This window comes from Microbacterium sp. B35-04, assembly GCF_010634885.1.
GTDB lineage: Bacteria > Actinomycetota > Actinomycetes > Actinomycetales > Microbacteriaceae > Microbacterium.
In genome coordinates, this window is record NZ_MWLP01000108.1 from 1 (window position 1) to 12,201 (window position 12,201).

The 12,201-nt window shown below is 72.0% G+C and carries 9 protein-coding genes and 1 pseudogene; 7 read left to right on the forward strand and 3 right to left on the reverse strand.

The window, feature by feature from the left end:
- The 5 genes from B1729_RS18705 to B1729_RS18725 form a co-directional block, all read left to right on the forward strand.
- Positions 1-1,180, forward strand: a 1,180-nt coding sequence (locus B1729_RS18705; protein ID WP_163634293.1) for an RDD family protein, incomplete at its 5' end; no start/stop codon positions are given.
- Complete coding sequence (locus tag B1729_RS18710) at positions 1,180-2,034, forward strand: protein phosphatase 2C domain-containing protein (RefSeq protein WP_163616543.1); 855 nt, start codon at positions 1,180-1,182, stop codon at positions 2,032-2,034. The genes B1729_RS18705 and B1729_RS18710, both read left to right, overlap by 1 nt.
- Entirely contained in the window at positions 2,034-3,431 is a 1,398-nt protein-coding gene (locus B1729_RS18715; RefSeq protein WP_163634295.1) for an FHA domain-containing protein, read from the forward strand. Before B1729_RS18710 ends, B1729_RS18715 begins: the two co-directional genes overlap by 1 nt.
- On the forward strand, positions 3,428-5,131 hold the full coding sequence (locus B1729_RS18720) for a serine/threonine-protein kinase (RefSeq protein ID WP_239539713.1): 1,704 nt from the start codon (positions 3,428-3,430) through the stop codon (positions 5,129-5,131). Before B1729_RS18715 ends, B1729_RS18720 begins: the two co-directional genes overlap by 4 nt.
- Positions 5,128-5,880: a hypothetical protein gene (locus tag B1729_RS18725; protein ID WP_163634297.1), complete on the forward strand. Its 753-nt coding sequence runs from the start codon at positions 5,128-5,130 to the stop codon at positions 5,878-5,880. Before B1729_RS18720 ends, B1729_RS18725 begins: the two co-directional genes overlap by 4 nt.
- A gap of 45 nt (positions 5,881-5,925) precedes the next feature.
- Here B1729_RS18725 and B1729_RS18730 read toward each other — a convergent pair whose 3' ends face one another.
- The 3 genes from B1729_RS18730 to B1729_RS18740 form a co-directional block, all read right to left on the reverse strand.
- A complete protein-coding gene (locus B1729_RS18730) occupies positions 5,926-6,417 on the reverse strand; it encodes a recombinase family protein (RefSeq protein ID WP_239539714.1) in 492 nt (163 codons plus the stop codon).
- A gap of 110 nt (positions 6,418-6,527) precedes the next feature.
- Positions 6,528-8,375, reverse strand: a complete 1,848-nt coding sequence (locus B1729_RS18735) for a sodium:proton antiporter (RefSeq protein ID WP_163634299.1) — start codon at positions 8,373-8,375, stop codon at positions 6,528-6,530.
- 225 nt (positions 8,376-8,600) lie between these two features.
- Positions 8,601-9,653, reverse strand: coding sequence for a malate dehydrogenase (locus tag B1729_RS18740; protein WP_163616553.1), 1,053 nt, complete (start codon positions 9,651-9,653; stop codon positions 8,601-8,603).
- Positions 9,654-9,745: 92 nt separating this feature from the next.
- Between B1729_RS18740 and B1729_RS18745 the strand changes: the two genes are divergently transcribed.
- Positions 9,746-10,615, forward strand: coding sequence for a neutral zinc metallopeptidase (locus B1729_RS18745; RefSeq protein WP_163616555.1), 870 nt, complete (start codon positions 9,746-9,748; stop codon positions 10,613-10,615).
- Positions 10,612-11,577: pseudogene (gene pip, locus B1729_RS18750) on the forward strand (prolyl aminopeptidase); the annotation flags it as partial. The gene B1729_RS18745 and the pseudogene pip, both read left to right, overlap by 4 nt.
- Positions 11,578-12,201: the final 624 nt, after the last annotated feature.

Here is a 12,201-nt window from a genome sequence, read left to right on the forward strand (position 1 = left end):
CGTCGTCCTCGCCTCCCTCGTGGTCGGCGGTGCGCTGCTCGCCTGGTGGCTGGTGTACTCGGCGATGCAGGGCGGGCGCGGCTCGATCGGACAGCGGGCCCTCGGGCTCCAGCTGCAGGACGTCGACTCGCGCGGCCGGATCGGAATCTGGCGCGCGGTCTGGCGCAACATCGTCTTCGGGCTCGCGGGGTCGATCGTCATCGGCTACTTCTCGCCGCTGTTCGACTCCAGCGGTCGCCGCCAGGGGTGGCACGACATGGCATCGCGATCGATGGTCCTCGACATCCGGGCGGGCCACGCGACGTCTCACCTCGACGCCACCGCGCTCCTGGCCGAGAATCCCTATCTGGCGGCGGTGCGCCCGCCGCTTCCGCAGCCGCTTCACGCGGCGCCGATTCCCGACTTTCCGGTCGCGGCCGCGTCGGTGCCGGTAGACGCGCGCCCGGCGGCGGCGGGTCCTGCTCCGGCCACGCGCCCGATCACACCCATCCGCCCCGGGGTGATCGACGGCGTGCCGTGGGGGACCGGCTACGCGCCGGTCACGCGTGCCGCGCAGACCGATGACTTCCCGAGCATGACGATGCCGTTCCCGGCGGCGACGACCACGGAGCCTCTCGCCGCCCTGTTCGGAGCGGGCACACCCACGGCTCCCGCTCCGGCTCCGGCTCCGGTCGCGGCACCCGCGCGGCCGTTCGCGTCCGTCGCGTCGGTCGTTGCTCCTCCGGCGGCGCCTGCACGGCCACTCGCTTCCGTCGTGGCCCCGGCATCCGTGGCCTTCGCGTCGTCGACGGACGACCTGGACGAGACCCGCCTGGTGGTGCCGCCGCCCGCCCAGCGCGCCGCGCTGTACGACGAGGCCCCGGTGCTTGCCGTCCTCACCTGGGACGACGGCACGCGGATGGCCGTGTACGGGCGCACGCTCTACGGTCGCAACCCGGCGAACGAGCACGGCGCCGTCTCCATCCCCGTGCGCGATGAGACGCTGTCGCTCTCGAAGACGCATTTCGAGATCGGCGGCGACTCCACCGGCGCGTGGATCGTCGACCGCCACTCGACCAACGGCACCACGCTCGTGCGCGATGGCGCACGGATCCCGCTGATGCCCGGCGTGCGAACGAACGTGCGTGCCGGCGACAGCTTCGAGTTCGGCGACCGGCGCGTTGCCGTGAGCGCCGCGTGATGACCGATCCGACGGCGCCGATCGCGGTCGCGTGCGGAGCGGCGACCGATGCGGGACTGCGGCGCCGCATCAACGAGGACTCCTACATCGCCGCCTCGCCGCTGTTCCTCGTGGCCGACGGCATGGGTGGTCACAATGCGGGCGAGATCGCCAGTGCGGCGGTCATCGACGAATTCGCGGCGCTCGCCGGCCGCCAGAGCCTCACCATCGACGAGGTGCAGACGGCCGTGACCGCCTCACGGCGCCGAGTCGCGATGCTGCCGCCCGGCGCCGGCGCGGGAGCCGGCACCACCCTGGCCGGTGTCGTGATCGCCGATGTGGACGGCGAGGGATACTGGCTGGCCATCAACCTCGGCGACTCGCGCACCTACCGCCTCAGCGAGGGGCGGTTCGAGCAGGTGAGCGTCGACCACTCCGTGGTGCAGGAGCTCGTGGACAGCGGGGAACTCGCCGCCGATGCGGCCGAGCGGGACTCGCGACGCAATGTGATCACACGGGCCATCGGCGCGGGAAGCGACTCCGAACCGGACTACTGGCTGCTCCCGGCGGAGGAGGGCGACCGCATCCTCGTCTGCTCGGACGGCCTCTCCGGAGAGCTGGATCGCGACGCGCTCCACGCCGTCCTGCTCACCGAGACCGACCCGCAGGCCGCGGCGACGCGGCTCGTGCACGAGGCGATGGTGCGCGGCGGTCGCGACAACATCACCGCGCTGGTCGTCGACGCGCTTGCGGTGCGCACGCGTACGAACCGGACGTGGGAACGCGATACGGTGCCGGTGAGCGCCCCCGCGGATCCGGCCGCCGACATCGACGGCGACACGCTGCCGCGTGCGGTCGCTACAGGAGGAATCTGATGCCGACGCTGTACGCCCCGGGATCCACGCCGATCGCGGTCACGCCCCGCGGTTTCGCGGTGCTCGAACCGGGAACCTCGGCAGCGCTCCTCGGGCGCATCCGCACCCTCGTCGCCGACGGGCGCGGCCTGGGCGGCGTCATCGAGGCGCTCACGGGCGCCTACGGTGCGTCGCTGACGGCGATCCCGGCCTTCGCGGTGGCGCTCCCCGAGGCTGACGGCATCCGCATCGCCGTGCGCGGCGATTTCGCTTTCGAGGTCGACGCGGCGACGCCCGAGCGGGTCACGGGCACCGGCGTGACGACGTGGACCGAGCGGGTGATCCCCGCGGTCGTGCGCGTGGCGCTGACGACGTCCGAGCCTGACGCCTCGTCGCCCGCGGAGTGGGAGATCGCCGACGGCATCGTGCTGGCCGGCGGAATCGTATGGGATGCCGCGTCCCCACGCCCGTCGGCTGCACCGGCGCTGGCGAAGCGCCCGGAACCCGTCGCGGTGCCGGCGGCCGCTTCGGCACAGGAGACTCCGGCTGCCGGCGAGGACGCCTCCGGGGCCACCCCTGCGACCCCCGATGCCGAGCCGACCTCCCCGGTTCCTGAGGCACCGCGTGTCGCTGCGTCCCCGGCGCCCGCGATCGCCGCGCCTCCCGGAGGGCTCATCGACTCCGTGCCGTCGCTCGCCGACGCGGAGACGCTCCTGCCGTCCGACTCGGCGCTCTCCCCGGACGACGTCGCGCCGGCACGGACCGGGCTCGATGCCTGGTTGATGGACGACGACGAGGAAGAGGGAGACGCCGCGGGCGCCGCCGGCGCGGCCGGTTTCGACGAGCTCATCGGCGCCACCGTGATCCGCGCCGCCGACGACGCCGCTCAGCGGCAGGAGTCCCTGGCGCCGTCTCCAGCGCCGCCCGGCCCCCCCGTCGCGGGCGATCACGACGGCGCGACGATCTCGCTCGCCCAGGCGCGCGCGCTGCGTGCGGCGGCATCAGGCGTCGCGGATTCGAACCCGGCACCCTCCGTGGATGCTCCCCTCGACCCGCTCGCCCCACCGCGCCCGCCCGCGCCCGGGCGCGTGCGGATGTCGACCGGGCAGGTGATCCCGCTCGACCGCACCGTCGTGATCGGGCGCCGCCCGCGCTCCACGCGCGTGAGCGGCACCGACCTGCCGCACCTCGTTGCAGTCGACAGCCCGCAGCAGGACATCTCGCGCAGCCACGTCGAACTGCGGGCCGAAGGCGAGAGCATCGTCGCCACGGATCTGCGCACCACCAACGGCACCACGCTGCTGCGTCCGGGAACGGATCCCGTGCGGCTGCATCCCGGCGAGGGCACGGTGGTCGTCCCGGGAGACGTGCTGGATCTCGGCGACGGCATCACGGTCGCGATCGAAGGGATGTCGTGAGTCCCAAGCGCGCGCCGATGGCGCCGCCCGATCTTCCGGGCTTCACCTACGTCGACCTGCTCGGGTCCGGCGGCTTCGCCGACGTGTACCTGTACGAGCAGCAGCTTCCAAAGAGGCGCGTGGCCGTCAAGGTGCTGCTCACGGAGCGCATGTCGAGCGGCTCGGTCGAGGAGTTCACCGCCGAGGCCAACGTCATGGCCATGCTCTCGACGCACCCGGCGATCGTCACGATCTACCAGGCCGGCGTCGCGCAGGACGGGCGCCCCTACCTTGTGATGGAGTACTGCCCGCGCCCGAACCTGCAGGTGCGCTACCGGCGCGAGCCCTTCTCGATCGCCGAATCGCTGCGCGTCGGCGTGCAGGTCGCCGCCGCGGTCGAGACCGCCCACCGCGCCGGGGTGCTCCACCGCGACATCAAGCCCGCGAACATTTTGGTCACCGAGTACAACCGTCCGGCGCTCACCGACTTCGGCATCGCATCGACGACGAATGCAGCGGCCGAGTCGGCGGGCCTGTCGATTCCGTGGTCGCCGCCGGAGTCGTTCGCCGATGTGCCGCGCAGCGACCCCCGCTCCGACGTGTGGGCGCTCGGAGCGACCGTCTACACGCTCCTCGCCGGCCGGTCGCCGTTCGAGCTGCCGGGTCAGCGCAACTCGGCGGCCGAGCTCATCCACCGCATAGAGACGCTCGCGCTGCCGCCTCTCGGCCGCGCCGACGTGCCCGTGTCGCTGCAGCGGGCGCTCGACCGGGCGATGGCGAAGTCGCCCGCCGATCGCCACGATGGCGCGCTGGCGTTCGCGCGTGCGCTGCAGACCGTGCAGATCGAGCTGTCGCACTCCGTGACGCCGATCGACATCCTCGACGACCAGCTTCCGGACGACATCGAGGAGGACGAGGACGACGGGCTCACGCGCGTGCGTGGCGTCGTCAGCATCAACCCCGAGACGACTCCGGCGGCCGGCATGACGCGCCCGTCGGCGGTCACCGCCCCGGCGGCGTCGCGGTTCGAGCCGGCGCCCGTCGACGCCGAGACCGTCGCGCGATCGATGACCCCGCCGTCGGCGTACGACCAGACGCAGCTCCGAGGGCAGCCCGACCTGCCGGTGTCGTTCGACGAGACGGTGCTTCGTGCTCCCGCGACCACCGGATTCGCGACCACCGACGCCACGACCGTGGCTCGGGGCACGATCCACGAGCACGGAGCTGCGGCCACCGTGCCGGGGAGGTTCATCCCCGGCGCCGATGACGCCGCATCCGACGCAGACCAGGTCGCGCCGCCGCGCCGGCGCACCGGACTGTGGATCGGGCTCGGCGCCGGTGCCCTGGTGATCGTCGCGGTGATCATCGGAGTGTCGCTTCCCGGTCTGCTGTCGGGCACGTCGCAGGATCCGCCGACGCCCTCTGCCTCGTCGAAGCCGCAGGATCCGCTCTCGATGGTCGTGCCGCCCGTGGAAGACGTGGCAGGTGCCGCCGTTGACGGCGGTGTGCGCTTCACCTGGACGAATCCCGACCCGCAGGACGGCGACAGCTACATCGTCGAACCGGTCTCGGCGAGCGACCCCACCACCGAGGCCCAGCCCGTGGACACTGCCGAGATCGTCGTTCCTGCCGTGACGTCGGGTCAGACCTGCATCGACGTCACTCTCGTGCGCGAGAACGGCCAGTACCAGCAGACGCCGAGCCGGGGGTGCGCGCCGTGACCGCTGCCGTCGCCGACACGCTGAGGGTCGAGTTCGCCGGAGAGGAGTTCTCCGTCCCGCCCGACGCGGTGTTCACGGTCGGACGTGAGGGCGACCTCGCGATCGATGACAACCTGTTCCTGCACCGCAACTTCCTCACGATCCAGAACGTCGAGGGACTCTGGCTGCTGTCCAACGTGGGCTCCCGCCTCTCGGCGACCGTCACCGACACCGGTGGGCGCGTGCAGGCGTGGCTCGCACCGGGCGCACGCCTGCCGCTGGTCTTCGCGGCGACATCCGTGATCTTCAGCGCGGGGCCGACGACATACGAGCTCACCATCCACGCCGCCGAGCCGACGTTCCGTGACACGCAGCCGCCGCCCGACGACGACGGGCTGAGCACGATCGGCGACGTGCCGCTCACCCAAAGCCAGCGCGTCATGATCCTCGCGCTCGCCGAGCCGGTGCTGCGGCGGGAGGGGACCGGCATGAGCGAGCTGCCGACGTCGGCGCAGGCCGCCGAGCGGCTGGGGTGGACACTCACCCGCTTCAACCGCAAGCTCGACAACGTGTGCGACAAACTCGACCGCATCGGGGTTCCCGGCATGCGCGGCGGCGTCCGGTCGTACGCCACCAATCGCCGGGTCCGGCTCGTCGAGCACGCGCTTGCGGCGCGCCTGGTCACGCGCGACGATCTGCCGCTCCTCGACGAGGAGCGCGCGAACTCGCTCAGCGGTGAACGCGACGCCCGCCTCGACGAAGAGGGCTGAGCGCCGGGTGAGCGCGCCAGCAGCGTCGACCGCCGTACCGCGAGGTCAGCGCCCGGCGTCGTAGAGGTGGCGTCCGCCGTGGCTGACGACCTTGACGACCACGCCCCGGCGGTGCAGCTCCGCGACCGTGCGGGTCTCCTCGTCGATGTCGCGCCCGAGCGCGTGCACGTTCGCGACGACCAGCACATCGCCGCGCCCCAGCGTTCCGAACAGGCGCACGAGACGTTCCTCCCACGACTCGAGCGTCTCGGGAGCGGGATGGCGGAAGCCCTCGATCGGCACGCCGAACCGCGTGAGGTCGTTGCGCTGCTCGACCACCGAGGGCATGTCGTCGCGAGAGATGACCAACCCGACCAGCCGTGACCCGGCGGGCTGGGCCTGCCACCAGTTGCGGTTCTGCTGCAGCTCGGTGAAGCACTTGGGGCACTCCGCGGCCGGGTGCGGCAGGTGCAGGGGCGCCGTGTCGGCGTCGACCGACCCCGGAGTCGCCACGGCGTGGGTGTGCCCGGCCGGCGGCGTCTTCGTCGTCTCGCTCATGTGAGGCCCCTTCGCTCACTCATCATTCTCTCATCCAGCCGGCGCGGTGCCGCCGGTGCGGTGGCTCGGATGGAGCCGGCCGCGTGGTCGGTCGTCGTCTCCGGTCGTCGTCAGTCCTCGTCGTCGAGGCGCAGCTCGACGCTGAGCTGGTCGGCGTCGAGCTCGGCGAGCGCGTGGCGCAGGGCCGGCGTGCTGTAGCCCCCACCCGACGACACCTCGTTCAGCCGTGCGCGCATCGCCTCGATCATCGCCACGCGCAGCTCGAGCAGGTCCCGCGTCGGCAGGTCGTCGCGGTCGTCGGGCGGGTCGACCATGCGGCTGCCGACGACGGCGACGAGCTCGTCGGGGAACGGGGTGCCGTCGCGGCGACGCAGCGCCGGATCCGACAGCGCAGTCGCGGCCGCGTCGCGCAGTTCGTCGTCGAGGGCGGACTGCTCGGCCTTGTCGAGGCTGTCGTCGCCGGGCCGGTCGAGCCGCAGCAGCCGGACGACCCACGGGAGGGTGAAGCCCTGCAGCATCAGGCTGCCGGCCGCGACGGCGAAGGCGATGAAGACGAGCAGCGCCCGGTCGCTGGTGTCGTCGCGGGGCAGCGTCTGCGCGGCGGCGAGCGTCACGACGCCGCGCATGCCGGCCCAGACGATGATCGCCCCGTGCTTCCAGCCGAGAGGCGACGCCTGGTAGTAGTCGAGGTCGTTCAGCGCGCGCGCGACCCGAGCGCGCATCGACGCGACACGCCGCTGCGCCCGTGGACTGTCGAAGCTCACTTCATCGCGCCGGTTGCGACGGCGGCGACGGGATGCCGGTGGCCGGGCGCCGTCGCCGGAAGGGGGCGTGGCGACCGCCTGTCCCGTCGCCTGGGCGGCGGAGCCCGCAGGCAGGACGTCGCCCGACGCGATCTCATCGATGCGCGCCGACATCGCCTCGAGGCGGCTGCGCTGACGGCCGCGGGCGCGCCGGCTCTGCAGCCAGACGAGGAGCGACACGTAGGCCGCGCGCACCACGAGCAGGATCGCGAGCGCTGCGGCGGCGACGGCGATTCCGGTGCCGAGTCCGTTGTGGTCCTCGATGTTCTGCGTCACGATGTCGTTCAGCTCGAGCCCCATGACCAGGAAGACCGCGCCCTCGAGTACGAGTTCGATCGTCCGCCAGTTGTGCTCGTCCGAGCGGCGCTGCTCGGGTGAGAACCATCGAGCCGCCCCCTGGCCGGTCACGATGCCGGCGACGACCGCGGCGACGAGTCCTGAACCGCCGAGCTCCTCGGTCGGGATGTACGCGATGAAGGGCACCACGAATCCCACCGCCGTGTTCGCGGCGGAGTTCTTGATCAGTGCCCGCAGGCGCAGGTTGAGCAGCCCGACGATCGCACCGACCACGGCCGCGACGAGGACGCCCCAGGCGAAGGCGGGGATGAACCCCACGCCCACACCGGCGTCGCCGGCGACGGTGGTGGCCACGGCGACCGAGGCGATCATCGTGCGCAGCAGCACCAGCGCCGTCGCGTCGTTGAGCAGGCTCTCGCCCTCGAGCATCGTCACGACGCGCCGGGAGACACCCAGGCGCTTGACGATGGAGGTGGCGACGGCATCCGTCGGACTGAGTATCGCCCCGAGAGCGACGGCGATGGCGGGCTGGATGCCGGGGATCACGGCGATGAAGAAGAGCCCCAGCACGATCGAGCTGACGATGACGAGCAGGAACGACAGCCCCGCGATCGGCCCGAAGTCGCGGCGGAACTCGATCGCCGGCAGGGAGACCGCAGCCGAGTAGAGCAGCGGCGGAAGAACGCCCACCAGGATCCACTCGGGGTCGATCTCGGGGATCTCCACGAACGGCAGGATGCTCACCGCGGCCCCGACGAGCAGCAGGATCAGCGGCCCCGCGATCCCGAGCTTCGGTGCCACCGCCGTTGCGAGCGCGATGACGAGGATCGCGACGATGACGACGATCAGCACTTCCACGCCTCAGAGCCTATTGCGCGGCATCCCAGCGTCCGTGAAGGACCGGCGCTCGCCTCACGCGTCGCCTTCCGGGTCGTTGAGCGAGCGAGTACGCGGCCGTTGAGCGAGCTTGCGAGTCGAAGCGCAGAGACGAAACGCGCCTGGCTCTCGTCGCGGGTTCGGGGCGTTTCGTCTCGGTCGCTTCGCTCCCTCGCTGAACGACCGGTGGTAGCCGGCGGCGGGCGGCTACAGCACGCCGAGTTCGCGTACCGCGTCGCGCTCGGCGACGAGTTCTTCGACGGATGCCGCGAGCCGGCCCTGCGCGCGAGCGTCGAGGTCGAGCCCCTCGACGACCTCGTAGCCGTCGCCGAGCAGACCGATCCCGCCGGAGCGCACCGGGAACGAGCACACGATTCCCTCGGGCACCCCGTACTCGCCGCGCGAGACGACGGCGGCCGACGTCCAGCTGCGGCCCGGGGTACCGAGCTGCTCGTCGCGCACGTGGTCGATCGCGGCGTTCGCCGCCGATGCCACCGACGACGAGCCGCGCACCTCGATGATCTCGGCGCCGCGCTTCGCGACCCGGGGGATGAAGACGTCGTCGAGCCAGGCCGTCGCCGCCTCGCGGCCGCCCAGACGGTCGGCCAGCGCCTCGAGCACCGGCATCCCGCCCCAAGATCCCTGAGTCTGTCGAAGGGTCGCATGCGAGACGTCCGGGAACTGCGTGGCCGAATGGTTGCCCCAGATCGTCACGCCGTCGATGTCGCCCGCACCGACCTGCAGCGTCTCGGCGAGCTGGCCGACGGCGCGGTTGTGGTCGAGGCGCGTGAGTGCGCTGAAGCGGTGGACGGGCACCTCGGGAGCAGCGGATGCCGCGGCGATGAGCGCGTTCGTGTTCGCGGGATTGCCCACCACGACCACGCGCACGTCCTCGTCGGCGACGGCGCCGATCGCCTTCCCCTGGGGGCCGAAGATGCCGGCGTTCGCCGCGAGCAGGTCGCCGCGCTCCATGCCGGCCGTGCGTGGCCGCGCACCGACGAGCATCGCGATGCGGGCGCCGTTGAAGGCGGTCAGCGCGTCGTCGGTCACGTCGACGTCGATCAGCAGCGGGAACGCGCAGTCCTGCAGCTCGAGCGCCGCGCCCTCGGCCGCCCGCATGCCCTGCGGGATCTCGAGCAGCCGCAGCCGAACCGGACGGTCCGGCCCGAGCATTTCGCCCGCCGCGATGCGGAACATCAGCGCGTAGCCGATCTGCCCGCCGCCGCCGGTGATGGTCACGGTCGTGGGTTCGCTCGCCATGCCACGAGCCTATGCCCGCGGCATTGTACGCAATCCGCGAGATTCTGTGGCGTTCTCGTGTGCGATCAGGCGTTCGGGGTACCGTGACAGCTATGACGTTCAATGAGAACGCCAACGTCGGGGGGAACACGGCGCGGCGTCGAGGAGCGGGCGCGGCGGTGGCGGGCGGTGGAATCGCCGGCATCGGCGCGATCGCCGTGATTCTGTTCCAGCTCTTCACCGGACAGGACCTGTCGGGCATCATCCCCACGACGCCGCAGGTCGGGACCGGCGAGGAGTCCGAGATCGCGCAGTGCGAGACGGGCGCGGATGCGAACACGAACGACGACTGCCGGCTCGCCGCCGGGAGCCTGGTGCTCGACGAGTACTGGACCGACCAGATGCAGGGGTATCGCGCACCCCAGCTCGTGATCGTGGACGGCCAGACGGCGACGACGTGCGGCACGGCATCCAACCAGACCGGTCCGTTCTACTGCCCGCCCGAAGAGACGGTCTACATCGACCCGACGTTCTTCGGCCTGCTGCGTCAGCAGTTCGACGCGTCGGCGGGCGACCTCGCCCAGCTCTACGTGCTCGCCCACGAGTACGGGCACCACGTGCAGCACATCGCCGGCATCATGGAGCAGCATCCCAACAACGGCACCGGGCCTGACAGCAATGGCGTGCGCACCGAGCTGCAGGCCGACTGCTTCGCCGGCGCGTGGGTGGGCGACATGACCGAGCAGGTCGACGAGAACGGCGTGCCGTATCTGCAGGAGCCCACGCCGCAGCAGATCGCCGACGCGATCAACGCGGCGGGCGTCGTCGGCGACGACCACATCCAGCAGGAGACCGGGGGCGTGGTGAACCCCGAGTCCTGGACGCACGGCTCCAGCGAGCAGCGGCAGCGCTGGTTCGAGGCGGGGTACCGGGGCGGTGTCTCCGCCTGCGACACCTTCGGCGTCTCGGGGAGAAGCCTATGAATGAGCACCTCGACGACATCCTCTATCCGCCCCTCGAGCCCTATGACACCGGCATGCTCATCGCCGGCGAGGGGCATCGCATCGCGTACGAGCAGAGCGGCAACCCCGAGGGCAAGCCGGTGGTGTTCCTGCACGGCGGTCCGGGTGCCGGCACGTCTCCGTGGCACCGCCGCTTCTTCGACCCTGAGCGATACCGCATCGTCCTGCTCGACCAGCGCGGATCCGGTCGCTCGACCCCGCACGCGAGCGAGCCGCACGCCGACCTCCGCCACAACACCACGTGGCACCTCGTCGCCGACCTCGAGCTGCTGCGCAAGAACCTCGGCATCGAGAAGTGGCAGGTGTTCGGCGGTTCGTGGGGGAGCGCACTGGCCCTCGCCTACGCGCAGGCCCACCCGCAGGCGGTGACCGAGATCGTGCTGCGCGGCATCTTCACGCTGCGCCGCCACGAGCTGGAGTGGTTCTACGAGGGTGGTGCGGCATCCGTCGTCCCGGATCTCTGGGAAGACTTCATCGCACCCATCCCGATCCTCGAGCGGTCGAAGCTCATGCAGGCGTATCACCGACGCCTGGCCGACCCCGACCCCGCCGTGCACGTGCCGGCGGCTGTCGCGTGGTCGCGCTGGGAGGCGGCGAACCTGACGCTCCTGCCCGATCCCGAGCTCGTCGAGGCGATGTCCGAGCCGCGCGCCGCCGTGGCGTTCGCGCGTATCGAGAACCACTACTTCCTGCACGGCGGCTGGTTCACGCCGGATCAGCTGATCGCCGGGGCCGACCGCATCCGCCACATCCCCGCCGTCATCGTGCAGGGCCGGTACGACGTCTGCACGCCCGCGATGACCGCGTGGGACCTGCACCGCGCATGGCCCGAGGCGGATTTCACGATGATTCCGGATGCCGCGCACGCGGCGTCCGAACCGGGCATCGCCGCCGCGCTCCGCGCCGCGACCGACCGGTTCGCCGGGTCCGGCGAGCTGGCCGAGGACGCCGACGAGTCCGGCCCGAGTGAGGTGGGCGAGGACGCCGTCGGGCCCGAGGAGTCCGGCGCCAGCGAGGGGGGCGAGGACGCCGTCGCGGACGAGGAGTCCGGCGCGAGTCAGGAGGGCGAGGACGCCGTCGCGCCCGAGGAGTCCGGCCCCAGCGAGGGCGCCCAGGACGCCGTCGGGCCCGAAGAGTCCAGCGCCAGCGAGGGCGCCCAGGACGCCGTAGCGCCCGAGGGCGAATCGGACGAGGCATCCGGGCCGCCCGAGCAGACGGGTGAAGGCGAAGCTCCAGGCGGTGAGGATGGCGCGGAGACGCCAACAGCCGACGACGCCGCGGCCGGGGGTGCAGAGTCTGAGTCCGACGGGGCCGGACCCTCGCAATCTGACTCGGGCGGGGCGGAAGTCTCGCCGCCCGAGTCCGAGGGGGCGGGCTCCGATGTCAGCGGTACGCGTACCGCGTACCGCTCGCCGCGCCGGGCTCGCCGTCCCTGAGCGCGGAGACGTCTCGCCCCGCACGCCGCAGCGCCCTGCGTACGGAGGAACCGGGGTTTCCGGTCGTTGAGCGAGGGAGCGCCAGCGACCGAGACGAAACGCCTTGAGCCG